At 52.9% G+C, this 24,596-nt stretch carries 21 protein-coding genes; 15 read left to right on the forward strand and 6 right to left on the reverse strand.

Translation table 11 applies throughout. The features are described from left to right. Positions 1-202: 202 nt before the first annotated feature. Both ampG and OOJ59_RS01285 read right to left on the reverse strand, forming a co-directional pair. Complete coding sequence (gene ampG, locus OOJ59_RS01280; RefSeq protein WP_160955583.1) at positions 203-1,678, reverse strand: muropeptide MFS transporter AmpG; 1,476 nt, start codon at positions 1,676-1,678, stop codon at positions 203-205. A gap of 44 nt (positions 1,679-1,722) precedes the next feature. Beyond that, positions 1,723-2,301, reverse strand: coding sequence for a lipoprotein (locus OOJ59_RS01285; RefSeq protein WP_003021617.1), 579 nt, complete (start codon positions 2,299-2,301; stop codon positions 1,723-1,725). A 306-nt stretch (positions 2,302-2,607) separates the two neighbouring features. Between OOJ59_RS01285 and bolA the strand changes: the two genes are divergently transcribed. The 9 genes from bolA (at position 2,608) to fadM (ending at position 13,029) form a co-directional block, all read left to right on the forward strand. Beyond that, positions 2,608-2,925: a transcriptional regulator BolA gene (gene bolA / locus OOJ59_RS01290; protein WP_038638264.1), complete on the forward strand. Its 318-nt coding sequence runs from the start codon at positions 2,608-2,610 to the stop codon at positions 2,923-2,925. Positions 2,926-3,271: 346 nt separating this feature from the next. Continuing rightward, a complete protein-coding gene (gene tig / locus OOJ59_RS01295; RefSeq protein WP_003021622.1) occupies positions 3,272-4,570 on the forward strand; it encodes a trigger factor in 1,299 nt (432 codons plus the stop codon). 247 nt (positions 4,571-4,817) lie between these two features. Next, entirely contained in the window at positions 4,818-5,441 is a 624-nt protein-coding gene (gene clpP, locus OOJ59_RS01300) for an ATP-dependent Clp endopeptidase proteolytic subunit ClpP (RefSeq protein WP_032939995.1), read from the forward strand. A gap of 126 nt (positions 5,442-5,567) precedes the next feature. Next, a complete protein-coding gene (clpX, locus tag OOJ59_RS01305) occupies positions 5,568-6,842 on the forward strand; it encodes an ATP-dependent protease ATP-binding subunit ClpX (protein WP_003831013.1) in 1,275 nt (424 codons plus the stop codon). Positions 6,843-7,026: 184 nt separating this feature from the next. Continuing rightward, the gene (gene lon / locus OOJ59_RS01310) at positions 7,027-9,381 is read left to right on the forward strand and encodes an endopeptidase La (protein WP_038638272.1); all 2,355 of its coding nucleotides are present in this window, start codon (positions 7,027-7,029) and stop codon (positions 9,379-9,381) included. Between the two features lie 209 nt (positions 9,382-9,590). After that, positions 9,591-9,863 carry a nucleoid-associated protein HU-beta gene (gene hupB / locus OOJ59_RS01315; RefSeq protein ID WP_003021629.1) on the forward strand — a complete coding sequence of 91 codons (273 nt, stop codon included), beginning with the start codon at positions 9,591-9,593 and terminating at the stop codon, positions 9,861-9,863. Between the two features lie 267 nt (positions 9,864-10,130). After that, complete coding sequence (ppiD, locus tag OOJ59_RS01320; protein WP_085047635.1) at positions 10,131-12,005, forward strand: peptidylprolyl isomerase; 1,875 nt, start codon at positions 10,131-10,133, stop codon at positions 12,003-12,005. Between the two features lie 146 nt (positions 12,006-12,151). Continuing rightward, positions 12,152-12,526 (forward strand): helix-hairpin-helix domain-containing protein, encoded by a 375-nt coding sequence (locus tag OOJ59_RS01325; protein WP_160955582.1) that lies wholly within the window; start codon positions 12,152-12,154, stop codon positions 12,524-12,526. 104 nt (positions 12,527-12,630) lie between these two features. Then, positions 12,631-13,029, forward strand: a complete 399-nt coding sequence (fadM, locus tag OOJ59_RS01330; protein WP_087857049.1) for a long-chain acyl-CoA thioesterase FadM — start codon at positions 12,631-12,633, stop codon at positions 13,027-13,029. 58 nt (positions 13,030-13,087) lie between these two features. Here fadM and queC read toward each other — a convergent pair whose 3' ends face one another. Together queC and OOJ59_RS01340 are read right to left on the reverse strand one after the other, a co-directional pair. Next, entirely contained in the window at positions 13,088-13,783 is a 696-nt protein-coding gene (queC, locus tag OOJ59_RS01335; RefSeq protein WP_038638285.1) for a 7-cyano-7-deazaguanine synthase QueC, read from the reverse strand. A 64-nt stretch (positions 13,784-13,847) separates the two neighbouring features. Beyond that, on the reverse strand, positions 13,848-15,548 hold the full coding sequence (locus OOJ59_RS01340; protein WP_160955581.1) for an SgrR family transcriptional regulator: 1,701 nt from the start codon (positions 15,546-15,548) through the stop codon (positions 13,848-13,850). Between the two features lie 100 nt (positions 15,549-15,648). Between OOJ59_RS01340 and cof the strand changes: the two genes are divergently transcribed. After that, positions 15,649-16,467, forward strand: a complete 819-nt coding sequence (gene cof, locus OOJ59_RS01345) for an HMP-PP phosphatase (RefSeq protein WP_069323962.1) — start codon at positions 15,649-15,651, stop codon at positions 16,465-16,467. Between the two features lie 50 nt (positions 16,468-16,517). Here the strand turns inward: cof and OOJ59_RS01350 are convergent, their stop codons facing one another. Continuing rightward, positions 16,518-17,573, reverse strand: coding sequence for a PLP-dependent cysteine synthase family protein (locus tag OOJ59_RS01350; RefSeq protein WP_110498633.1), 1,056 nt, complete (start codon positions 17,571-17,573; stop codon positions 16,518-16,520). Between the two features lie 116 nt (positions 17,574-17,689). Between OOJ59_RS01350 and decR the strand changes: the two genes are divergently transcribed. From decR to amtB, 5 genes are all read left to right on the forward strand, one after another. Beyond that, positions 17,690-18,148 carry a DNA-binding transcriptional regulator DecR gene (gene decR, locus OOJ59_RS01355; protein ID WP_003831023.1) on the forward strand — a complete coding sequence of 153 codons (459 nt, stop codon included), beginning with the start codon at positions 17,690-17,692 and terminating at the stop codon, positions 18,146-18,148. A 44-nt stretch (positions 18,149-18,192) separates the two neighbouring features. Beyond that, a complete protein-coding gene (locus tag OOJ59_RS01360; protein ID WP_121528686.1) occupies positions 18,193-19,965 on the forward strand; it encodes a SmdA family multidrug ABC transporter permease/ATP-binding protein in 1,773 nt (590 codons plus the stop codon). Beyond that, positions 19,958-21,736 (forward strand): SmdB family multidrug efflux ABC transporter permease/ATP-binding protein, encoded by a 1,779-nt coding sequence (locus OOJ59_RS01365; RefSeq protein ID WP_038638298.1) that lies wholly within the window; start codon positions 19,958-19,960, stop codon positions 21,734-21,736. Before OOJ59_RS01360 ends, OOJ59_RS01365 begins: the two co-directional genes overlap by 8 nt. A 217-nt stretch (positions 21,737-21,953) precedes the next feature. After that, complete coding sequence (glnK, locus tag OOJ59_RS01370) at positions 21,954-22,292, forward strand: P-II family nitrogen regulator (RefSeq protein WP_006685697.1); 339 nt, start codon at positions 21,954-21,956, stop codon at positions 22,290-22,292. Positions 22,293-22,323: 31 nt separating this feature from the next. Beyond that, on the forward strand, positions 22,324-23,610 hold the full coding sequence (gene amtB / locus OOJ59_RS01375; protein WP_085047630.1) for an ammonium transporter AmtB: 1,287 nt from the start codon (positions 22,324-22,326) through the stop codon (positions 23,608-23,610). 72 nt (positions 23,611-23,682) lie between these two features. Here the strand turns inward: amtB and tesB are convergent, their stop codons facing one another. Next, the gene (tesB, locus tag OOJ59_RS01380; protein WP_038638304.1) at positions 23,683-24,543 is read right to left on the reverse strand and encodes an acyl-CoA thioesterase II; all 861 of its coding nucleotides are present in this window, start codon (positions 24,541-24,543) and stop codon (positions 23,683-23,685) included. Positions 24,544-24,596: the final 53 nt, after the last annotated feature.

Here is a 24,596-nt window from a genome sequence, read left to right on the forward strand (position 1 = left end):
TATTTTTTATCAGTTGTTGTTTATTTAGCCGTTATAATTACGCAGGGTGATTACAACGGCTAAATATGCTCGTCATACTTCAAGCTACGGGTGTGTTGGCTTTCCTCGCTCACCCCAGTCACTTACTTATGTAAGCTCCTGGGGATTTGCTGCGTCGCCGCCTTCCCGTAACTCGAATTATTTAGAGCATAAATATGCAACATCACGCCAGGCGGGTTTTACGCAACGCCAGATAATCCAGCAATCCGCCGAATACCACTCCGCAGACAGCGACCACCACCGAGATTTCAAGCAGTTCCGGCAGGAAGGAGAAGTTGGTGTAGTCCAGTGAGTTAAGGGTCAGCAACAATAGCCAAACTGCCAGCAAACAGCAGCCCGCGACCAGCGTCATTAATGCCAGACCGTACGCGCCCCGAAATTCCGTGCGCGGAATAAAGCTTTCATTTTGCCAGCTATGTTCCAGCGTCTGGCGACAAACCAGCAGCAGGAGGAGTCCAGGCAGCGCGGCAAACACGGAGAACAGATAAAACGTGGGCCACCCGTGCGCTTCGACAAACCAACCCGCTACCGGACCTACGTACACACGGCCAACCGCTGAAAGCGCGGAGAGCAGGGCGAACTGGGTCGCTGAGAAGGACTTATTGCACAGCGTCATTAATAAGGCGACAAACGCCGCAGTGCCCATCCCGCCACACAGGTTCTCAAAGAAGACGGCGGCGGCCATACTGAACATGTGTTTGTCAGTGATGGACAGCAGCCAGTAACCTGCGTTTGATGCCCCTTGCAGAATACCGAAAATCAACAATGCGCGAAACAGCGAGAGGCGCTGCATCAGGATCCCGCCGTACAGCGCGCCAACAATGGTGGCCAGTAGCCCCAATGTCTTATTCACCACGCCAACTTCACCCGCATCAAATCCGACACCGCGGATTAAAAAGGTGGTGGTCAGACTCATGGCGAAGGCATCACCGAGTTTATAAAGCACGATAAGAAGCAGAATCAGCCAGGCATTGTTGCGGCCAAAAAAGTCTCGCAGCGGAGCCGCAACCGCCTGTTCCAGAGATTTAGGCACCGGAATAGCATCTGTTGGTTCTGGCGCTAACAGGGTGGCGATGATGCAAGGGATCAGCAGCGCCGCCATCAGCCAATACATTCCCTGCCAGCCGAGCCAGCGGTCGGCCATCCACAGGGCCAGTCCGCCGGAAACCAGCATCCCTAAACGGTAACCCAGTACGCTGATTGCCGCACCTGCGCCACGCTCTTCGGTGGGCAATACGTCGGTTTTCCAGGCGTCAAAGACGATATCCTGCGATGCCGAACAAAACGCGATCACCACCGCCAGCGCGGCCATCCAGCGTAGCTGCGTACCCGGCTCCAGAAAGCCCATCGCGGCGATAGAAATCAATAGCAGTAGCTGGGTCGCCAGTAGCCAACCGCGACGTCGGCCCAAAAACGGCGGCGTATAGCGGTCCATCAATGGAGACCAGAGGAACTTAAATACGTAGGCCTGGCCGACCAGAGAAAAGAAACCGATGGTTTTAAGATCGATATTTTCGACCGTCATCCACGCCTGGAGCGTACCGGATGTCAGTGCGAGCGGTAATCCGGAGGCGAACCCCAGAATGAGCAGGATAGCTGAACGTGGTTGCTGAAAAATACGTAAGTAATGACTGGACATGGGCTTCTATAGGCCCGACGAACGCCGGGCCATAAGGGCAGAAATTAACGAGCGTTCTGCTTGATGAAATCGTGAACGCTGGTGTCCTGAGACATATCAGCGATGGTGTCGGTCAGGACGCTGTTAACGGCATCAGCAATATTTTTGTTGGAGGCCTGCAGCGCGCCTTCAACAGAGTAGCTTGCGCGGTAGTTTTTGGTCATCTTGTTACCGTTCGCCGCGGTCGCAATAATAGCGATGTCTGCTTTAGTGGCGATGTTGTAACGCACGCTACCCTGAGACACGTCAGCATACAGCTGGCTAACAATGATTTGCAGGTTTACTGCGCCGTTCGGACCAATCATATAACCACGCGCGGTCATCTGTTTTTCCAGCACTTCTTGCAGCAGGAAACGCAGATCGCGGGAAGCGGTCAGGGTAACCAGCTGGTTGTCGCGGGTGACTTTTGCCAGCGCCTGATCCTGACGCTGGTCGGCGCCGTTGATACTCACGGTCACGCCCATCAGGCTCGGATCCTGCTGCGGCAGGGTAATTTTAGGGGAGACTTCAATGGTGGTAGGCGGTGTTGCGCATCCTGCCAACATAAACATCGCAACTAACGGGAAGAGGATTTTTTTAAACATGCCAGGGCTCTCAGCGAATCTAAATTGTGTGGTTAGAGAAAATTCCCGCCATCATAACATCGCCAACGATGAGGGGAAGTGGGTAACGCATGTAAATTCATTGTGTTGTCCTTTTTATGACTTTGTGGAGACCAGAAACGGACTTTTTGCAATAAACCAAAGCATGAAATGAGTGAACTTCATTCGTTTGGCTGAGAAAATCAGACAAGCGCTAATTTTTTGTTGCTAAGGTGTAATGAAAACGGTAAAAGCGGCTAGTATTTAAAGGGATGGGTGACATCTCAGCGTTGTCGGAGGAAAAATTTCATGATGATTCGTGAGCAAATAGAAGAAAAATTAAGGGCAGCGTTCCAACCCGTATTCCTCGAAGTTGTGGATGAAAGCTATCGTCACAATGTCCCGGCAGGTTCTGAAAGCCACTTTAAGGTTGTGCTGGTTAGCGATCGTTTTACAGGTGAACGTTTTCTTAATCGTCATCGGATGATTTACGGCACGTTAACGGCGGAACTCTCCACAACCGTACATGCGTTAGCCCTGCATACCTATACCATTAAGGAGTGGGAAGCGTTGCAGGACACGATCTTTGCGTCGCCCCCTTGTCGTGGAGCCGGGAGCATCGCGTAGAAAAACGGATTTGCAACAACCGATGTTTTTCCAGTATGTTGCTACAGAATATGTGAAAACGGCCTGCGGGCCGTTTTGTTTTGTCTGAATTCTGGGGGAGTCGTACAGTATTCAGACAAAAATTAGCCGGGAATTGTGAAAAAAGCCGCAGCAACGCGCGATAACCGTTCTCGACTCATAAAAGTGATGCCGCTATAATGCGCGTCTTATTTTTCGGAATGTCTTCGGGATGATTCTGACGACAGGGAATGTGATTGCTTATGAGAACATCCCAGTTCCGCGAAGCCAACAACCTGTGCTTGCGGAGAAGAGTTGACCGAGCACTGTGATTTTTTGAGGTAACAAGATGCAAGTTTCAGTTGAAACCACTCAAGGCCTTGGCCGCCGTGTAACGATTACTATCGCTGCTGACAGCATCGAGACCGCTGTGAAAAGCGAGCTGGTCAACGTAGCGAAGAAAGTGCGTATTGACGGTTTCCGCAAAGGAAAAGTACCGATGAATGTTGTTGCTCAGCGTTATGGCGCTTCCGTGCGTCAGGACGTGCTGGGCGACCTGATGAGCCGCAACTTCGTTGACGCGATCATCAAAGAAAAAATCAATCCGGCTGGCGCACCGAACTACGTTCCGGGTGAATACAAGCTGGGTGAAGATTTTACTTACGCGGTAGAGTTCGAAGTGTACCCGGAAGTTGAGCTGACTGGCCTGGAAGCAATCGAAGTTGAAAAACCGGTTGTTGAAGTCACCGACGCTGACGTTGATGTAATGCTGGACACTCTGCGTAAGCAGCAGGCTACCTGGAAAGACAAAGACGGCGCTGCTGATGCAGAAGACCGTGTAACCATCGACTTCACCGGTTCTGTAGACGGCGAAGAGTTCGAAGGCGGCAAAGCGTCTGACTTCGTACTGGCGATGGGCCAGGGTCGTATGATCCCAGGCTTTGAAGAAGGCGTTAAAGGCCACAAAGCTGGCGAAGAGTTCACTATCGACGTGACCTTCCCGGAAGAGTACCACGCTGAAAACCTGAAAGGTAAAGCCGCTAAGTTCGTTATCAACCTGAAGAAAGTTGAAGAACGCGAACTGCCGGAACTGACTGAAGAATTCATCAAACGTTTCGGCGTTGAAGATGGTTCCGTAGCCGGTCTGCGTGCTGAAGTACGTAAAAACATGGAACGCGAGCTGAAAGGCGCTGTGCGTAACCGCGTTAAGTCTCAGGCGATCGAAGGTCTGGTAAAAGCTAACGACATCGACGTACCGGCTGCTCTGATCGACAGCGAAATCGACGTTCTGCGTCGTCAGGCTGCGCAGCGTTTTGGCGGTAACGAGAAACAAGCTCTGGAACTGCCGCGTGAACTGTTCGAAGAACAGGCTAAGCGTCGCGTAGTTGTAGGCCTGCTGCTGGGCGAAGTTATTCGCACCAACGAGCTGAAAGCTGACGAAGATCGCGTTAAAGGCCTGATCGAAGAGATGGCTTCTGCTTACGAAGATCCGAAAGAAGTTGTTGAGTTCTACAGCAAAAACAAAGAGCTGATGGACAACATGCGTAACGTCGCTCTGGAAGAACAAGCTGTTGAAGCCGTTCTGGCGAAAGCGAAAGTGACTGAAAAAGCCACTTCCTTCAACGAGCTGATGAACCAGCAGGCGTAATTCGTCGCTTTTGTAGCACGAATTTCGTACGCAAGCCCGTCACCTTTTGGTGGCGGGTTTTTTTTTGTCACGCATTTTGCATGGGAAGAGTGCGAAAACAGCGTTTCAGTGTTAGCGTTACAACAAAAGATTGTTATGCTTGAATTATGGCGATGTCGTACCCATTACTGAGGGACTAGCTGATAATCCGTCCATAAGGTTACAATCAGCACAGCAGGTTTTTTCAAATTTTATCCAGGAGACGGAAATGTCATACAGCGGCGAACGAGATAACTTTGCACCCCATATGGCGCTGGTGCCGATGGTCATTGAACAGACCTCACGTGGTGAGCGCTCTTTTGATATCTATTCTCGTCTACTTAAGGAACGCGTCATTTTTATGACTGGCCAGGTCGAAGACCATATGGCTAACCTGATTGTGGCGCAGATGCTGTTCCTGGAAGCAGAAAACCCGGAAAAAGATATCTACCTGTACATCAACTCCCCTGGTGGGGTAATTACTGCCGGGATGTCTATCTATGACACCATGCAGTTTATTAAGCCGGACGTCAGCACCATTTGTATGGGCCAGGCGGCCTCAATGGGCGCGTTCCTGCTGACTGCCGGGGCGAAAGGTAAACGTTTTTGCCTGCCTAACTCTCGCGTCATGATCCATCAGCCTCTGGGCGGTTACCAGGGCCAGGCAACGGATATTGAAATTCATGCCCGCGAAATCCTGAAGGTAAAAGGGCGCATGAACGAACTTATGGCGCATCATACGGGTCAATCTCTTGAGCAGATTGAACGTGATACCGAGCGCGATCGCTTCCTCTCCGCTTCTGAAGCGGTAGAGTACGGTCTGGTCGACTCGATTTTGACCCATCGTAATTAATGCCCAGTGCGCAGGTGTGCCGCTATAATTACCTGGAGCGGCACAACGCTGACTAGCGTCTTGCGCCTGAGAATGGCATTTGCGTCGTCGTGTGCGGCACAAAGAACAAAGAAGAGGTTTTGACCCATGACAGATAAACGCAAAGATGGCTCGGGCAAATTGTTGTACTGCTCTTTTTGCGGCAAAAGCCAGCATGAAGTGCGGAAGCTGATTGCCGGTCCATCCGTGTATATCTGCGACGAATGTGTCGATTTGTGTAACGACATCATTCGCGAAGAGATTAAGGAAGTAGCACCGCACCGTGAACGCAGTGCGCTGCCGACGCCACATGAAATTCGCAATCACCTGGACGATTACGTTATCGGTCAGGAACAGGCGAAGAAAGTGTTGGCGGTCGCGGTATACAACCATTACAAACGTCTGCGCAACGGCGACACCAGCAATGGCGTCGAGTTGGGCAAAAGTAACATCCTGCTGATTGGCCCGACGGGGTCCGGTAAAACGCTGCTGGCTGAAACGCTGGCGCGCCTGCTGGACGTTCCGTTTACTATGGCTGACGCCACCACGCTGACCGAAGCCGGTTATGTGGGTGAAGATGTTGAAAATATTATTCAGAAACTGCTGCAGAAGTGCGACTACGACGTACAGAAAGCGCAGCGCGGGATCGTCTATATCGATGAAATCGACAAGATTTCTCGTAAGTCTGACAACCCGTCCATTACCCGTGACGTTTCTGGCGAAGGCGTACAGCAAGCGCTGTTGAAACTGATCGAAGGTACGGTTGCCGCCGTTCCGCCGCAGGGGGGACGTAAACATCCGCAGCAGGAGTTCCTGCAGGTTGATACCTCCAAGATCCTGTTTATCTGCGGTGGCGCGTTCGCTGGTCTGGACAAAGTGATCGCTAACCGTGTTGAAACCGGCTCCGGCATTGGTTTTGGCGCAACGGTAAAAGCGCAGTCTGATAAAGCCAGCGAAGGTGAGCTGCTGTCGCAGGTGGAGCCGGAAGATCTGATCAAATTTGGTCTGATCCCTGAGTTCATCGGTCGTCTGCCGGTGGTGGCAACGCTGAGCGAACTGAGTGAAGAAGCGCTGATCCAGATCCTGAAAGAGCCGAAAAACGCCTTGACCAAGCAGTACCAGGCGCTGTTCAACCTTGAAGGTGTCGATCTGGAGTTCCGTGAGGAAGCGCTGGATGCTATCGCCAAGAAAGCGATGGCGCGTAAAACCGGTGCCCGTGGTTTGCGTTCCATCGTCGAAGCCGCGCTGCTTGACACCATGTACGATCTGCCTTCGATGGAAGACGTCGAAAAAGTGGTGATCGATGAGTCGGTGATTGGCGGTCAGAGCAAGCCATTGCTGATTTACGGTAAGCCGGAAGCACAGCAGGCATCTGGCGAATAATTCATCAATTCATACAGACATTTAATTAAAAAGGGGGGATTTTATCTCCCCTTTTATTTTTCCGTAAACATGGCGTTGAATGTGTGGGAAACATCCCCATATACTGACATACATGTTAAAGGTGGTGTGAAGCACAGTCGTACCACCTGATTACCTGGCGGACACTAAACTAAGAGAGAGCTCTATGAATCCTGAGCGTTCTGAACGCATTGAAATCCCCGTATTGCCGTTGCGCGATGTGGTGGTTTATCCGCACATGGTCATACCCTTATTTGTAGGGCGGGAAAAATCTATCCGTTGTCTGGAAGCGGCTATGGACCATGATAAAAAAATCATGCTGGTCGCACAGAAAGAAGCGTCAACGGATGAGCCGGGTGTAAACGATCTTTTCACCGTCGGGACCGTGGCCTCTATTTTGCAGATGCTGAAATTGCCTGACGGCACCGTAAAAGTGCTGGTCGAGGGGTTACAGCGCGCGCGTATTTCTGCGCTGTCTGACAACGGCGAGCATTTCTCTGCAAAAGCGGAGTACCTTGACTCGCCTGCCATTGATGAGCGCGAACAGGAAGTGCTGGTGCGTACCGCTATCAGCCAGTTCGAAGGCTATATCAAGCTGAACAAGAAAATTCCACCAGAAGTGCTGACGTCGCTGAACAGCATTGACGATCCCGCGCGTCTGGCGGACACCATCGCTGCGCACATGCCGCTGAAGCTGGCAGATAAGCAGTCCGTGCTGGAGATGTCCGACGTTAACGAACGTCTGGAATATCTGATGGCGATGATGGAATCTGAAATTGATCTGCTGCAGGTTGAGAAACGCATTCGCAACCGCGTGAAGAAGCAGATGGAAAAATCCCAGCGCGAGTACTATCTGAACGAGCAGATGAAAGCTATTCAGAAAGAACTCGGCGAGATGGATGATGCGCCGGACGAAAACGAAGCGCTGAAACGCAAAATCGACGCGGCGAAAATGCCGAAAGAGGCAAAAGAGAAAGCCGAAGCAGAGCTGCAGAAGCTGAAAATGATGTCTCCGATGTCGGCGGAAGCGACCGTGGTCCGTGGCTACATCGACTGGATGGTACAGGTACCGTGGAATGCGCGTAGCAAGGTCAAAAAAGACCTGCGTCAGGCGCAGGAAATCCTCGATACCGACCATTACGGTCTGGAACGCGTCAAAGACCGTATCCTTGAGTATCTCGCGGTTCAAAGCCGTGTGAACAAAATCAAGGGGCCGATCCTGTGTCTGGTTGGGCCGCCGGGGGTAGGTAAAACTTCTCTGGGCCAGTCCATCGCGAAAGCGACCGGGCGTAAATACATCCGTATGGCACTGGGCGGCGTACGTGATGAGGCTGAAATTCGCGGTCACCGCCGGACCTATATCGGTTCGATGCCGGGTAAACTGATCCAGAAAATGGCCAAAGTGGGCGTTAAAAACCCGCTGTTCCTGCTCGATGAGATCGATAAAATGTCTTCCGACATGCGTGGCGATCCGGCTTCCGCGCTGCTTGAGGTGCTGGATCCAGAGCAGAACGTGGCGTTCAGCGATCACTACCTGGAAGTGGACTACGATCTCAGCGACGTGATGTTCGTTGCGACTTCGAACTCCATGAATATTCCGGCGCCGTTGCTGGATCGTATGGAAGTGATCCGTCTGTCCGGCTACACCGAAGACGAGAAGCTGAATATTGCTAAACGTCACCTGTTGCCGAAACAGATTGAGCGTAACGCGCTGAAAAAAGGCGAGCTTACGGTCGACGATAGCGCCATTGTGGGCATTATTCGTTACTACACCCGTGAAGCGGGCGTGCGTAGTCTGGAGCGTGAAATCTCTAAACTGTGCCGCAAAGCCGTGAAGCAGTTGCTGCTCGACAAATCGCTGAAACATATTGTGATCAATGGCGACAACCTGCACGACTACCTGGGCGTACAGCGCTTTGACTATGGTCGCGCGGACAACGAAAACCGCGTCGGTCAGGTGACCGGTCTGGCGTGGACGGAAGTGGGCGGCGATCTGCTGACCATCGAAACCGCCTGCGTTCCGGGTAAAGGCAAGCTGACCTACACCGGTTCTTTGGGTGAGGTAATGCAGGAGTCTATTCAGGCTGCACTGACCGTGGTGCGCGCGCGCGCGGAAAAACTGGGTATTAATCCGGACTTTTACGAAAAACGCGACATCCACGTTCACGTACCGGAAGGGGCGACGCCGAAAGATGGTCCAAGTGCCGGTATTGCCATGTGTACCGCGCTGGTTTCTTGTCTGACCGGTAACCCGGTACGCGCCGATGTGGCGATGACCGGCGAGATCACTCTGCGTGGTCAGGTGCTGCCAATCGGTGGTTTGAAAGAAAAACTGCTGGCGGCGCACCGTGGCGGCATTAAGACGGTCTTAATTCCAGATGAAAACAAACGTGACCTGGAAGAGATTCCGGACAACGTGATTGCCGATCTGGACATCCATCCGGTGAAACGCATCGAGGAAGTTTTGACGCTTGCGCTGCAAAATGAACCCTCTGGAATGCAGGTTGTGACCGCAAAATAGTGACCTCGCGCAAAGAGCACTAATAAAAACAGGGCTGGCAGGCCATTTCGGACTTGCCAGCCTTTTTTTGTATAGCTAATTTAGATGACGGATTAGGCTTGCCATCATTAACGGGTGTTGTAAGGGCATGGCAGGCCTGATATAACTGCTGCGCGGTCGCGCTTTGAAGGATTCAGGTGCGATATAAATTATAAAAGAGGAAGAGAAGAGTGAATAAATCTCAACTGATCGACAAAATTGCTGCAGGGGCTGATATCTCTAAAGCTGCGGCTGGACGTGCGTTAGATGCAATTATTGCTTCTGTTACCGAATCCCTGAAGGAAGGCGATGACGTAGCGCTGGTAGGTTTTGGTACTTTTGCCGTTAAAGAGCGTGCTGCCCGTACTGGTCGCAACCCGCAAACAGGTAAAGAGATCACCATCGCCGCGGCTAAAGTACCGGGCTTCCGTGCAGGTAAAGCACTGAAAGACGCGGTAAACTAAGTGATTTCCCCTTTGGGGATGTGACGAAGTACAAGGGCGCATCAACTGATGTGCCTTTTTTATTTCTGATTCCGGTACTTTCTACGTGTTGTGGGCTGACAATTGCCCCCGTTTCTTGTCACAATAGGCCTTTGTGCGCAGCGTTCAGGAAACGCTATGCTGCGTGAAGCATATATACTCAAAATCCTTGCCGCCGTTGTTGTAACAATGTGCAGGCGGCTTGAAGGATAACGCGTATAGTCATCTACAGCGGAGTGTGGTTACACCATGATGGACAGCTTACGCACGGCTGCTAACAGTCTCGTGCTCAAGATTATTTTCGGTATCATTATCGTGTCGTTCATTTTGACCGGCGTGAGTGGTTACCTGATTGGCGGGGGCAACAATTACGCCGCCAAAGTGAATGGCCAGGAGATCAGCCGCGGGCAATTCGAGAATGCGTTCAATAGCGAACGTAACCGCATGCAGCAACAGTTGGGCGATCAATACTCTGAGCTGGCGGCGAATGAGGGCTATATGAAAACGCTGCGTCAGCAGGTGCTGAATCGTCTTGTAGACGAAGCGCTGCTGGATCAATACTCCCGCGAGCTGAAGCTCAATATCAGCGACGATCAGGTTAAACAGGCTATTTTCGCCACGCCTGCTTTCCAGGTGGACGGCAAATTTGATAACAACCGCTACAATGCGATTGTTAATCAAATGGGAATGACCGCCGATCAGTACGCTGAGGCATTACGTAATCAGCTTACTACCCAGCAGTTGATCAACGGCGTTGCCGGTACGGACTTCATGCTGAAAGGCGAAACCGATGAGCTGGCGGCGCTGGTCGCACAGCAGCGTATCGTGCGTGAGGCGACGATTGACGTTAACGCGCTTGCCGCGAAGCAATCCGTTACCGAGCAGGAAGTTGCCAGCTACTACGAGCAGAATAAAAACAACTTCATGACGCCGGAACAGTTCCGCGTGAGCTACATCAAGCTGGACGCTGCTGCACTGCAGGAGACGGCCAGCGATGCTGATATTCAGTCTTACTATGACCAGCATCAGGACCAGTTCACTCAGCCGCAGCGTAACCGCTACAGCATTATTCAGACGAAAACGGAAGATGAAGCTAAAGCGGTACTGGATGAGTTGAGCAAAGGCGCAGATTTCGCTGCGCTGGCGAAAGAAAAATCAGCCGACATCATCTCTGCCCGTAAAGGTGGCGATATGGGATGGCTGGAAGATTCCACCACTCCGGATGAGCTGAAAAATGCCGGCCTGAAAGACAAAGGCCAACTGTCCGGTGTGATTAAATCTTCCGTTGGTTTCCTCGTTGCGCGTCTTGATGACGTACAGCCTGCGCAGGTTAAACCGCTGAGCGAAGCCCGTGACGACATTGCGGCGAAAGTGAAGCAGGAAAAAGCGCTGGATGCGTACTATGCGCTGCAGCAGAAAGTGAGCGATGCAGCCAGCAACGATAACGAATCCCTGGCGGGTGCGGAGCAAGCTGCCGGTATGAAAGCGGTTGAAACGGGCTGGTTTAGCCGTGACAGTCTGCCGGAAGAGCTGAATTTCAAACCCGTCGCTGACGTCATTTTCAATGGGGGTCTGGTTGGCGAGAACGGTACGCCTGGCAGTAACTCTGATATCATTACCGTGGATGGCGATCGCGCGTTTGTGCTGCGTATTGCAGAGCACAAAGCCGAAGCCGTTAAGCCACTGGCTGAAGTGAAAGAGCAGGTTACTGCGCTTGTTAAGCACAATAAAGCAGAGCAACAGGCTAAGCTGGATGCTGATAAACTGCTGGCGGACCTGAAAGCCGGTAAAGGCGATGAAGCGATGAAAGCCGCGGGTCTGAGCTTTGGTGAGGCGAAAACGCTGAGCCGCACTGGTCAGGATCCTCTGAGCCAGGCAGCCTTTGGTCTGAGCCTGCCAGCGAAAGACAAACCGAGCTACGGCGTGGCGAACGATATGCAGGGTAACGTTGTTCTGCTGGCGCTGGACGAAGTGAAAGCGGGTTCGATGCCTGAAGCGCAGAAGAAAGCGATGGTTCAGGGGATCACCCAGAACAACGCGCAGATTGTGTTTGAAGCGCTGATGAGCAACCTGCGTAAAGCCGCAAAAATTAAAATCGGTGACGCGCTGGAGCAACAGCAATAACCGAGGCTGCTCGCAAAAAATTGCAAAAAGTTGTATTAACCAAAGGCCGCTTTCGCGGCCTTTTCCATTTCTGTTATTTGCCGTTTGTCTGCTGTTCCGCACCTCGCTATCGTGATTCCACTGTTAACAAACACGGAGAAAACAGTATGAAACATGGAATCAAAGCCCTGCTTATCACCCTTTCATTGACCTGCGGCGCTATGGCCCAAAGCGCATTGGCTGCAGAGCCCGTTACCAAAAACCAGGCGACTCAAACCAAAGCGGATGCTTCCACAGTGGCGCAAAGCAAGGCTACGCAACCCGCTAAAGCAAGCGACGATGAAGGCACCAGGGTAAGCATCAACAGCGCTTCTGCGGAGGATTTAGCGCGAGTGATGAATGGGGTCGGACTGAAAAAGGCTCAGGCCATTGTCAGCTATCGAGAAGAGTACGGGCCATTTAAAACGGTCGATGATTTAAAGCAGGTGCCGGGGATGGGAAGTTCTTTGGTAGAGCGTAACCTGGCAGTTTTAACACTTTAATAACTTGCAGAGCGCTGAAATTTTGCCAGACTATAGAGGTCATACCAGTTATGGCCTCTTCACCCTGAATATGTACATATAAAAAAACGTAAGGTTTCTGCGCTATGCAAACACAAATCAAAGTCCGTGGTTATCATCTTGATGTCTATCAGCACGTCAACAATGCCCGTTATCTTGAGTTTCTGGAAGAAGCACGCTGGGATGGACTGGAAAACAGCGACAGCTTTCAGTGGATGACCGCTCACAACATCGCTTTTGTGGTTGTGAATATTAATATCAACTATCGCCGTCCGGCGGTGCTGAGCGACCTGCTGACTATTACCAGTCAGGTACAGCAGTTAAATGGCAAAAGCGGTGTGTTGAACCAGACTATCACCCTGGAGCCGGAAGGACAGGTGGTAGCAGATGCGTTGATTACCTTCGTCTGTATTGATTTGAAAACGCAAAAAGCGCTACCGCTGGAAGGAGAGTTGCGCGAGAAACTGGAACTGATGGTGAAGTAGTGGCTGCGAGTGCTTGCAGGCCGGATAAGCAAAGCGCCATCCGGCATCGCTCAACCCATTACTTTAACCCGGTTTTCTGCTTCATCGCCGTCATCACTGCCGGTTTATCCGCCAGATAATGGTTAAGACCGTTGGCGCGCAGATTACAGGCCGCGCAGTGACCACAACCGTCACCTTTGATACCGTTATAGCAGGTCAGCGTTTCTTCGCGTACCAGGTCCAGCTTGCCCCAGTAATCGGCCAGCGCCCAGGTTTCGGCTTTATCGATCCACATCAGCGGAGTTTCAAAGCGGATATCTTTTGCCATCCCCAGGCTCACGGCATGGTTCAGAGCCTTGACGAACTCATCGCGACAGTCAGGATATCCAGAGAAGTCGGTTTCACAAACACCGGTAATGACCGCCTCTGCCTGTACCTGATATGCGTAAATCGCCGCCAGCGTTAAAAACAGAATATTGCGTCCGGGCACAAAGGTATTGGGAATGCCATTCGCATCCGGTTCGTAATCAGGCACCGGAATGTTATCACGGGTCAGGCTACTGACAGCCAGTTCGCTAAGCAGCGTGACATCAAGCACTTTGTGCGCACGCGCGCCGAGTTTTAAGGCCAGATCACGTGCGACATCAATCTCAGCGCGATGGCGCTGACCATAATCAAAGGTCACGCAGTGGACTTCATCATACTGATGTAGCGCTTGCGCCAGACAGGTCGTGGAGTCCTGACCTCCACTGAATACAACAACGGCACGTTTCATGGCTTTTCCTGACAAATAACGAAACCCATATGGTAGCGCCTGGACGTGGTGTCGACCAGCTTCTTCATGCTGAAGGGGGCGGTAACCAGGCTTCGGTGAACTCAAACCAGCCGCGAGGATTCAGGCGAACACCGTTCACGCCTGGTGGCGCGCTAATACGATAGTGATAATTGAACAGCGGAGTCAGCGTGGCATCATTCATCAGCGTGGCGAACACTTGCTGTAACGCCGCGTGACGATCGTCTTCATTGGCCTGGACTTGCAGGGCATCCAGCGTGGTTTGCAAGTGCGTGTATTCAGGCGCATTGAGTACATGTGACCACAGTTGATCGCAACGTAACCACTGTTCGAGGGTATATTCAGGCGCTTCGCCAATCAGTCTGTCTCCCATCATCAGGTCGGCCTGCGCTAAAGGATGATTACCGTCCCAGTTTTTAGCATTATGAAATATAAGCGTTAATTCACAGCCGAGTAGCGCCAGCGCCTGGCGAAGCTGTTCAGCCATGGCATGTAGTTCAACCGGCAGGTGATACGCCAGCGTCAGTTTTTCCGGTAGCGCTACCTCGTTCAACTCATCCCATTGCGGGATCGTCCATCCAGGCAGCAGCGCATTGCTTGGGGTTATCAGGTTTTCATCTACCTCCAGCGTTTGTAGCAGGGAAGAGCGATGGATAATATTGACCAGCCGGCGGGCTTGCAAGGTATTCAGGCGCGCACTTTTTCTGAGCGTGAGATAGCAAAAACCGAGGCTTATCCCGCTGCTCACCTGGCTTAGCATGGGCAACTCTTCGGGTTTACCTATCGCTATTTGCACCGGATGGCGACAGCTGGTGCCCAAGTCCTGGGAGAAGAGTTGCGGAGTTATCCAGTATTCGATCGCTTTCAGGAGTGGATGACTCAGGTGGTAGTGATCGTGACTCTCGATACGCACCAGCTCAGGGGTAAACAACGTCAACCGGAATGGACCTGTACCTACAAACAGATGTTCCGGATGCGCCAAATGGCTGCTGTAGCTTGCCAGACGATGCGCCAGCCAGAAGTCGGGGCGATGCAGAATAAAGGTCAGACACTGGGGATGGGTCACCTCAATATGTTTGACGCTGATGAACAGCTTATTCAGCGCGGGTAGTTCTAACAGCTTCAGCAACTGCTGATGTAGCTGCGTACTGCTGACGGCATCGCCGTTATGCCAGTACAGCGTGGAGCGAATATAGAAATCCCAACGCAGGCCGTCGGCGGAGATATTCCAGTGGTGAGCTAAATCACCGCAGGGGCGTTGTGTATGCGTGTCAAACCGGGTCAGGCCAGAGAATACCTGCCCGGCGAGATGTTGCTCTGCGCGGCCAGGGAGAAATCCGGGGTGCAAAGGGTCGAGCTGGCGGTAATAGGGGATACGCAGGGTTGGCGTGTCGTTTTGCCACTGACCGCCCATAAACGGTTGTAGCAGGGTTCTTAATTCACCCGGCGCCAGTTGGGCCAGCTCCAGCACGCTAAGCTGTTCCCCCTTTTGCAGCGCCTGCTCCATCATGGTATTGCGTAGTGAGTCCGGCGTAACTAAAAAGCGTAGCTGCCCGCGTTTACCCCGCCCCGATTGGGCGTGCCACTCCAGCCAGCCTGCATCCTGCGCTTGTTTTAACAAGGTTCGCACGTGGCGTTCGCTGCAAAAACAGCGTTCAGCCAGTTCGCCAATGGTCACCGACTGCGGCTCCCCGTTCGAGGGTTGCCACAGGCGTTGGTATTGATTTAGTCGGTTCAATAGTCGCATATAAACCCGGAACAATTCATTTTATCTATTCACTATTACTTCCGTATATCTCAGGTGATACTGAATCACAAGTTAACCGCCTCACAGTGTGGAGAAAGAAATGGCTCGTCTGGCTGCATTTGATATGGATGGCACTCTTTTGATGCCGAATCACCATTTAGGTGATGAAACGCTTTCAACGCTGGCGCGCCTGCGTGAACGTGATATCACTCTGACATTTGCCACCGGTCGCCATGTGCTGGAGATGCGCCACATTCTGGGTTCTATTTCGCTGGATGCCTTTTTAATCACGGGTAACGGTACGCGCATTCACTCGCTGGAGGGTGATGTGCTGCACCGCCAGGATCTGGATCCGAATGTTGCGGATAGTGTATTGCACCAGAAGTGGGACACCACGGCCAGCATGCATGTCTTTAATGACAACGGTTGGTTCACCGGACAAGAAATTCCAGCGCTGCTTCAGGCGCATGTGTATAGCGGATTTCGTTACCAGATCGTGGATGTGAAACGTATTCCCGCCCACCAGGTAACGAAGATCTGTTTCTGTGGCGATCATGACACGCTGATCCGTCTGCGCATTCAACTCAATGAGGCGCTGGGTGAACAGGCGAATCTCTGTTTCTCCGCGGTTGATTGCCTCGAGGTGCTGCCGCTGGGATGTAATAAAGGTTCTGCGCTGGCGGTATTAAGCAACCACTTAGGTTATTCAATGGCCGAGTGTATGGCGTTTGGCGATGCCATGAACGATCGCGAAATGTTAAGTAGCGTAGGGCGCGGCCTGATTATGGGTAACGCGATGCCGCAACTGATTGCTGAACTGCCTCATTTATCGGTGATTGGGCATTGCCGTAATCAGGCAGTATCACACTTTTTGACGCATTGGCTGGACAATCCGCATCTACCTTATTCCCCCGAATGAGAGATCCCTTCCAGCAAGCCAGACTTCGCGTCTGGCTTTTTTTTGTCTGATTAGTGGGTATTCAGGAGTTGAGCCAGCTCCGCTTTCCACGGCGTTAAATCACCGATGTGCGCGTCGACCCACTGCGGGTTGTAATAGGTTTCCAGATAACGTTCGCCGCTGTCACACAACAACGTCACCAGCGATCCCGTTTCTCCTGCATCGCGCATACGGGCGGCAAGTTGTAATGCTCCCCACATGTTGGTGCCGGTTGAGGCGCCAACTTTACGGCCCAACTGCGTCTCCAGCCAATGCGCGGTGGCCACGCTGGCGGCATCCGGCACGCGCAGCATTTCATCGACCACATCAGGAATGAAAGACGGTTCTACGCGTGGGCGACCGATACCTTCGATTTTGCTACCTACCGGGCTGCGTAAGGTTGCATCGCGATCTTGCCAGAAGGGCAGAAAGACCGAGTTTTCCGGGTCCACCACCATCAAACGAGTGTCGTAGCCCTGACAACGAATATAGCGGCCAATGGTCGCCGAGGTGCCGCCGGTTCCGGCACTCATCACGATATGCCGGGGAACGGGGTTGGGCTCGCATTGCATCTGCCGAAAGATACTGTCGGCAATATTATTGTTACCGCGCCAGTCGGTGGCGCGCTCAGCGTAAGTGAACTGATCCATGTAATGGCCGTTCAGCTCACGCGCCAATTGTTCAGAAGCCGCATAAATTTCGCAGGCGCTTTCCACGAAATGACAGCGCCCGCCGTAAAACTCAATCTGTTCAATTTTACGTTTCGCAGTACACGAAGGCATAACGGCGATAAACGGTAATCCTAACAGACGGGCGAAATACGCTTCGGAAACCGCCGTTGAGCCGGATGATGACTCGATGATGGTAGTGCCTTCTTTGATCCAGCCATTGCACAGTCCATACAGAAACAGTGAGCGTGCCAGACGATGTTTCAGGCTCCCGGTCGGATGCGTGCTCTCATCTTTTAAATAGAGCTGAATGCCCGGAAACGCCGGGAGTGACAGACGAATGAGATGCGTATCCGCAGAACGCTGATAATCCGCGTTGATTTCATTGATGGCGTTTTTAACCCAGGAGCTATTCATCATTAAAAGATATCCATTTGTCATTTTGTGCCCAGAATAGCGAAAAGCACGGAAAAAATTGTTGCCATTTAGCCTTTAAAATAGAATGTAAGGAGAAAATTCTTCTCTGTGGAGTGGATATGTTAGACAAAATTGACCGTAAGCTGCTCGGCTTACTGCAACAGGACTGCACCCTTTCTTTGCAGGCGTTAGCAGATGCCGTTAATCTGACTACCACCCCTTGCTGGAAACGCCTCAAACGGCTTGAAGATGATGGTATCCTGCTGGGTCGAGTCGCCCTGCTGGATCCCGAAAAACTGGGGCTGGGCTTAACCGCGTTTGTGTTGATCAAGACTCAGCACCACAGCAGCGAATGGTATTGCCGCTTTGTCACCGAAGTCACCGGAATGCCGGAAGTTCTGGGATTCTGGCGTATGGCAGGGGAGTATGACTACCTGATGCGGGTCCAGGTCGCCGATATGAAAAGCTATGACGAATTTTATAAGCGCCTGGTGAACAGCGTGCCGGGCCTGTCTGATGTCACCTCCAGCTTTGCGATGGAACAGATTAAATACACAACTGCTCTACCGATTGAATAATTCTCCCGGCGCTCATTGCCGGAAATCTTGTCAGGACATAACGCGTGCGATTATTTGCTCAATTAAGCTGGTACTTCCGCCGGGAGTGGCGTCGCTACCTTGGAGCAGTGGCTCTGCTTATTATCATCGCTATCCTTCAGCTTATTCCGCCGAAAGTGGTCGGGATCATTGTGGATGGCGTAACAGCGCAACGCTTCACCACCGAGCGGCTGCTGATGTGGGTTGGCACAATCGCCCTGATTGCGGTGGTCGTGTACTTGCTGCGCTATGTCTGGCGCGTACTGCTGTTTGGTGCATCCTACCAACTGGCGGTTGAGCTGCGGGAAGATTATTACCGTCAATTGAGTCGCCAGCACCCCGAGTTCTATCTGCGCCACCGTACGGGTGATCTGATGGCGCGCGCCACTAACGATGTTGATCGAGTGGTGTTTGCCGCTGGCGAAGGCGTGCTGACGCTGGTGGATTCGCTGGTGATGGGGTGTGCGGTACTGATCGTGATGTCTACGCAGATAAGCTGGCAACTGACGCTTATTGCGCTACTGCCGATGCCGGTGATGGCGTTAATGATCAAACGTTACGGTGATCGACTCCATCACCGTTTTAAGCTGGCGCAGGCGGCGTTCTCCAGTCTTAACGATCGTACTCAGGAGAGCCTGACCAGCATTCGCATGATCAAGGCTTTTGGCCTGGAGGATCGGCAGTCGGCGTTATTTGCCGCAGATGCTGAAGACACCGGTAAGAAAAACCTGCGGGTGGCGCGTATTGACGCCCGTTTTGACCCAACGATTTATATCGCCATTGGGATGGCTAACCTGCTGGCGATTGCCGGAGGAAGCTGGATGGTGGTGCACGGTTCGCTGACGCTCGGCCAGCTCACCAGCTTTATGATGTATCTCGGTCTGATGATTTGGCCGATGCTGGCGCTGGCATGGATGTTTAACATTGTCGAACGCGGCAGCGCCGCCTACAGCCGTATTCGCGCCATGCTGGCTGAAGCGCCGGTGGTGGATGACGGTACTGAACCGGTGCCTGAAGGACGCGGCGAGCTGGCGGTGGCGATTCGCGAATTTCGCTACCCATTGACGGCTCAGCCAGCGCTGGAAAACGTGAATTTCCAGCTCAGACCCGGACAGATGCTGGGCATCTGCGGCCCGACCGGCGCGGGGAAAAGTACGGTGCTGTCGCTGATCCAGCGTCATTTCGATATCAGCCAAGGGGATATACGTTTTCATGATATCCCGTTATCGCGCTTACAACTTGATAGCTGGCGCAGCCGGCTGGCGGTGGTTAGCCAGACGCCGTTCCTGTTTTCAGATACCGTCGCCAATAACATCGCGTTAGGACGCCCGCAGGCCACGCAGGAAGAGATCGAACATGTGGCGCGTCTCGCCAGCGTTCATGAGGATATTTTACGTCTTCCGCAAGGCTATGATACCGAAGTGGGCGAGCGCGGCGTGATGCTGTCCGGCGGGCAAAAACAGCGAATCTCTATTGCCCGCGCGTTGCTGTTGAATGCTGAAATTCTGATCCTGGATGATGCGCTGTCGGCAGTAGACGGTCGTACCGAGCATCAGATCCTGCATAACCTGCGCCAGTGGGGTGAAGGCAGAACTGTGATTATCAGCGCTCACCGTTTATCTGCCCTGACGGAAGCCAGCGAGATTATTGTGATGCAGCATGGGCATATTGCTCAGCGTGGTGAGCATGATGTGTTGGTGCAGCAGCCAGGCTGGTATCGCGATATGTTTCGCTATCAGCAACTGGAAGCGGCGCTGTCCGATGCGCCAGAGATAAACGGGGAGGCGGCTAATGCGTAGTTTTGGACAATTATGGCCGACCCTGAAAAGGCTGCTGAAGTACGGTTCGCCATGGCGAAAACCGCTGGCGATAGCGGTAGTCATGCTGTGGGTGGCGGCTGCGGCTGAAGTCAGCGGCCCGCTGCTAATTAGCTATTTTATCGATAACATGGTGGCGAAAAACAACCTGCCGCTGGCGATGGTCGCCGGGCTGGTTGCGGCGTATGTGGGATTGCAACTGCTGGCGGCGGGTCTGCATTACGCGCAGTCACTGTTATTTAATCAGGCGGCAGTTGGCGTGGTGCAACAGTTGCGCACCGATGTCATGGACGCAGCGCTTCGTCAGCCGCTCAGCGCCTTTGATACTCAGCCCGTCGGGCAGCTTATCTCCCGAGTGACGAATGACACTGAAGTGATTCGTGACCTGTATGTGACGGTAGTGGCAACGGTTCTGCGCAGTGCGGCCTTGATCGGTGCGATGCTGGTGGCGATGTTTAGCCTGGAGTGGCGTATGGCGCTGGTCGCGATGGTCATTTTCCCGGCGGTGCTGGTGGTGATGGTGATTTATCAACGCTACAGCACACCGATTGTGCGCCGGGTTCGCGCTTATCTGGCGGATATTAACGATGGCTTTAACGAAGTCATCAACGGCATGAGTGTTATCCAGCAGTTCCGTCAGCAGGCGCGATTTGGCGAGAGAATGGGCGAGGCCAGCCGTTCGCACTATATGGCGCGGATGCAGACCCTGCGACTGGATGGCTTTTTGCTGCGTCCGCTGCTTAGCCTTTTCTCGGCGCTGATCCTCTGCGGTTTATTGATGCTGTTCAGCTTTACCTCTGGCAGTTCGATCGAGGTGGGGGTGTTGTATGCGTTTATTAGCTATCTCGGGCGGTTGAACGAGCCGCTTATCGAGCTGACGACCCAGCAGTCAATGCTGCAGCAGGCGGTTGTCGCCGGTGAACGTGTGTTCGAATTGATGGATGGGCCACGTCAACGCTATGGTGACGATGACCAGCCGCTAAAGAGTGGGGATATCGAGGTAGATAACGTTTCATTTGCTTATCGTGACGACAATCTGGTGCTGCAAAACATCAGTCTGTCCGTGCCTTCGCGTAGCTTTGTGGCCCTGGTCGGGCACACCGGCAGCGGCAAAAGTACGTTGGCAAGTCTGCTGATGGGATACTACCCGCTGACGCAGGGGGAAATCCGTCTTGATGGGAGACCGCTGTCTTCGCTGAGCCACGGGGTATTGCGTCAGGGCATCGCGATGGTGCAGCAGGATCCGGTGGTGATGGCGGATACCTTCCTGGCAAACGTCACGCTGGGCCGCGATATCTCAGAAGCGCGGGTATGGCAGGCGCTGGAAACCGTGCAACTGGCGGAACTGGCGCGCGGTCTGAGCGAGGGGATTCATACCCGGCTGGGCGAGCAGGGCAATAATCTCTCCGTTGGGCAGAAACAGTTGCTGGCGCTGGCGCGGGTGCTGGTTGAAACGCCGCAGGTACTGATCCTCGATGAAGCCACGGCCAGTATTGACTCCGGCACGGAACAGGCGATTCAGCAAGCGCTGGCGGCGGTACGTGAACACACCACGCTGGTGGTGATTGCGCATCGCTTATCGACGATTGTCGATGCGGACACCATTCTGGTACTGCACCGTGGACAGGCGGTTGAACGTGGTACGCACCAGCAATTACTGGCGGCGCAAGGCCGTTACTGGCAGATGTATCAACTGCAGCTGGCGGGCGAAGAGCTGGCGGCCAGTACGCAAGAGGATTCCATTATTGCCTGATAGCTGAGACCAACCCGGTATCGTAGGCCGGACGGCAATCAACAATCTGGTGCAAAAATGTAACGCACTATGCACCGTTATAGTGCGTTTTTTCTTCTTCTTCCCCAACTCCCCTCGGCTGGCCCGAATCATCCTGCTTTTTCATTCCTGGCACATCCCTTGCAGTATTCATCTGGTGTATCTGCAGCCACTACTGAATTCTGACTGGAGGGGATCTATGAAGCTGGTTACCGTGGTAATCAAACCGTTCAAACTGGAAGACGTCCGCGAAGCCTTGTCATCTATTGGTATTCAGGGGCTGACCGTCACCGAAGTGAAGGGGTTTGGCCGACAGAAAGGTCATGCCGAGCTGTACCGTGGGGCTGAATATAGCGTCAATTTTTTGCCCAAGGTGAAGATTGATGTGGCGATTGCCGATGACCAACTGGATGAAGTGATTGATGTCATCAGCAAGGCGGCCTACACCGGAAAAATTGGCGACGGCAAAATCTTTGTCGCCGAGCTGCAACGTGTGATTCGTATTCGTACCGGCGAAACTGACGAAGCCGCACTGTAACGTCTGACACACAGTGATAGGAAACCAAAAAATGAAGATAGCAACGATGAAAACAGGTATTGCTTCACTGGCGCTGTTGCCGGGACTGGCGATGGCGGCACCGGCGGTCGCGGATAAAGCGGATAACGCTTTTATGATGATCTGTACCGCGCTGGTGCTGTTTATGACCATTCCTGGCATTGCGCTGTTTTACGGCGGTTTGATTCGCGGTAAGAACGTGTTGTCGATGCTGACTCAGGTGACGGTGACATTTGCCCTGGTGTGTATTTTATGGGTGGTTTACGGCTATTCACTGGCCTTTGGCGAAGGGAATAATTTCTTCGGCAACTTCAACTGGGTATTACTGAAGAACATTGCGCTGACGGCGGTCACGGGGAGCTTCTACCAGTATATTCACGTTGCTTTTCAGGGCTCTTTCGCCTGTATCACCGTTGGGCTTATCGTTGGGGCGCTGGCTGAGCGTATTCGCTTCTCGGCGGTACTGATTTTTGTGGTCGTGTGGTTAACGCTGTCTTACATCCCAATAGCCCACATGGTCTGGGGCGGCGGTTTGCTGGCTTCTCATGGCGCACTGGATTTTGCCGGCGGGACAGTTGTACATATCAACGCGGCGATAGCCGGTCTGGTGGGGGCTTATCTGATTGGCAAACGCGTCGGTTTTGGTAAAGAAGCCTTTAAGCCGCATAACCTGCCGATGGTCTTCACTGGCACCGCCATTCTCTACATTGGCTGGTTTGGCTTTAATGCCGGTTCTGCGGGCACGGCGAATGAAATCGCTGCGCTGGCCTTCGTCAATACCGTGGTCGCCACCGCTGCCGCCATCCTCGGGTGGATCTTCGGAGAATGGGCGTTGCGCGGGAAGCCCTCTCTGCTGGGAGCCTGTTCTGGGGCCGTTGCGGGTCTGGTTGGCGTAACGCCTGCATGTGGTTATATCGGTGTCGGCGGCGCGTTGATTATTGGCGTGGCAGCCGGTCTGGCGGGCCTGTGGGGAGTGACGATGCTGAAGCGTTTTCTGCGCGTGGACGATCCGTGTGACGTGTTTGGTGTTCACGGCGTGTGCGGCATTGTCGGCTGTATCCTGACCGGGGTTTTTGCCGCCAGCTCGCTGGGGGGCGTGGGGTTTGCCGAGGGCGTGACCATGGGGCATCAGTTACTGGTGCAACTGGAAAGCGTAGCAATCACCATCGTCTGGTCCGGCGTGGTGGCCTTCATTGGTTATAAGCTGGCAGATATGACGGTTGGTCTGCGCGTACCAGAAGAGCAGGAACGCGAAGGTCTGGATGTGAACAGTCACGGCGAGAACGCTTATAACGCCTGATTTCTCAATATGCCGGATGGCGCTAACGTTTATCCGGCCTACAACGATATAGCCTGTAGGCCGGATAAGACATCAATTACGATTACGCATGACCCCTTCCTGTACGGTAGAAGCGACCAGCACGCCATCCTGCGTATAAAATTCCCCGCGCACAAAGCCCCGGGCGCCGGAGGCGGAAGTACTTTCGACGTTATACAGCAGCCATTCATTGATATTGAACGGACGATGGAACCACATTGAGTGGTCAATGGTGGCGATCTGAATCCCTTTTTCCAGGAAACCAATCCCGTACGGTTGCAGCGCGACGGGCAGGAAGTTCAGGTCAGAGGCATAACCCAGCAGATACTGATGGACGCGCAGATCGTCTTGCAGTTCACCGTTGGCGCGGATCCATACCTGACGGGTCGGAGGTGCGACATGACCTTTTAAGGGGTTATGAAACTCCACCGGGCGCACTTCCAACGGACGATCGTTGATGAACTTTTCTTTCAATAACGGTGGCAGAAGATGCGCCACTGAGCGGGCAATTTCTGTTTCTGATTTCAGCTCATCGGGACCCGGCGCATCCGGCATGGTTTTCTGATGTTCAAACCCGTCTTCTGGTGCCTGAAAGGAGGCGGTCATGTAAAAAATGGGTTTACCATTCTGGATTGCGGCAACGCGGCGCGCGCTGAAGCTGTTACCATCACGCAGGACTTCTACATCATAAATGATGGGTTTTTGGCTATCGCCGGGGCGTAAAAAGTAGCTGTGAAAGGAGTGCACCAGACGTTCTTCCGGAACGGTTTCTTTCGCGGCATACAGCGCCTGACCGACAACCTGTCCGCCAAAAACCTGACGTAACCCTAAGTCTTCACTTTGGCCGCGAAAGAGCCCTTCTTCAATTTTTTCCAGATTTAACAGTGTCAGCAAATTTTTGAGTGCCAGACTCATAGGAGCTCTCCAGGTGATATCGATGTCGCGCGAGTTAGGCAGAGTATAACGCA

Origin of the sequence: Citrobacter sp. W9 (assembly GCF_026719375.1) — a bacterium.
Taxonomy (GTDB): Bacteria; Pseudomonadota; Gammaproteobacteria; order Enterobacterales; family Enterobacteriaceae; genus Citrobacter; species Citrobacter werkmanii.

Bases quoted from the DNA above. Each gene is read 5' to 3' on its own strand.
- queC (WP_038638285.1), bottom strand. From the start codon at position 13,783: ATGAAACGTGCCGTTGTTGTATTCAGTGGAGGTCAGGACTCCACGACC.
- clpX (WP_003831013.1), top strand. From the start codon at position 5,568: ATGACAGATAAACGCAAAGATGGCTCGGGCAAATTGTTGTACTGCTCT.
- OOJ59_RS01340 (WP_160955581.1), bottom strand. From the start codon at position 15,548: ATGCGACTATTGAACCGACTAAATCAATACCAACGCCTGTGGCAACCC.
- OOJ59_RS01365 (WP_038638298.1), top strand. From the start codon at position 19,958: ATGCGTAGTTTTGGACAATTATGGCCGACCCTGAAAAGGCTGCTGAAG.
- clpP (WP_032939995.1), top strand. From the start codon at position 4,818: ATGTCATACAGCGGCGAACGAGATAACTTTGCACCCCATATGGCGCTG.
- tig (WP_003021622.1), top strand. From the start codon at position 3,272: ATGCAAGTTTCAGTTGAAACCACTCAAGGCCTTGGCCGCCGTGTAACG.
- lon (WP_038638272.1), top strand. From the start codon at position 7,027: ATGAATCCTGAGCGTTCTGAACGCATTGAAATCCCCGTATTGCCGTTG.
- bolA (WP_038638264.1), top strand. From the start codon at position 2,608: ATGATGATTCGTGAGCAAATAGAAGAAAAATTAAGGGCAGCGTTCCAA.
- fadM (WP_087857049.1), top strand. From the start codon at position 12,631: ATGCAAACACAAATCAAAGTCCGTGGTTATCATCTTGATGTCTATCAG.
- glnK (WP_006685697.1), top strand. From the start codon at position 21,954: ATGAAGCTGGTTACCGTGGTAATCAAACCGTTCAAACTGGAAGACGTC.
- OOJ59_RS01285 (WP_003021617.1), bottom strand. From the start codon at position 2,301: ATGTTTAAAAAAATCCTCTTCCCGTTAGTTGCGATGTTTATGTTGGCA.
- OOJ59_RS01350 (WP_110498633.1), bottom strand. From the start codon at position 17,573: ATGATGAATAGCTCCTGGGTTAAAAACGCCATCAATGAAATCAACGCG.
- amtB (WP_085047630.1), top strand. From the start codon at position 22,324: ATGAAGATAGCAACGATGAAAACAGGTATTGCTTCACTGGCGCTGTTG.
- tesB (WP_038638304.1), bottom strand. From the start codon at position 24,543: ATGAGTCTGGCACTCAAAAATTTGCTGACACTGTTAAATCTGGAAAAA.
- OOJ59_RS01325 (WP_160955582.1), top strand. From the start codon at position 12,152: ATGAAACATGGAATCAAAGCCCTGCTTATCACCCTTTCATTGACCTGC.
- cof (WP_069323962.1), top strand. From the start codon at position 15,649: ATGGCTCGTCTGGCTGCATTTGATATGGATGGCACTCTTTTGATGCCG.
- decR (WP_003831023.1), top strand. From the start codon at position 17,690: ATGTTAGACAAAATTGACCGTAAGCTGCTCGGCTTACTGCAACAGGAC.
- ppiD (WP_085047635.1), top strand. From the start codon at position 10,131: ATGATGGACAGCTTACGCACGGCTGCTAACAGTCTCGTGCTCAAGATT.
- ampG (WP_160955583.1), bottom strand. From the start codon at position 1,678: ATGTCCAGTCATTACTTACGTATTTTTCAGCAACCACGTTCAGCTATC.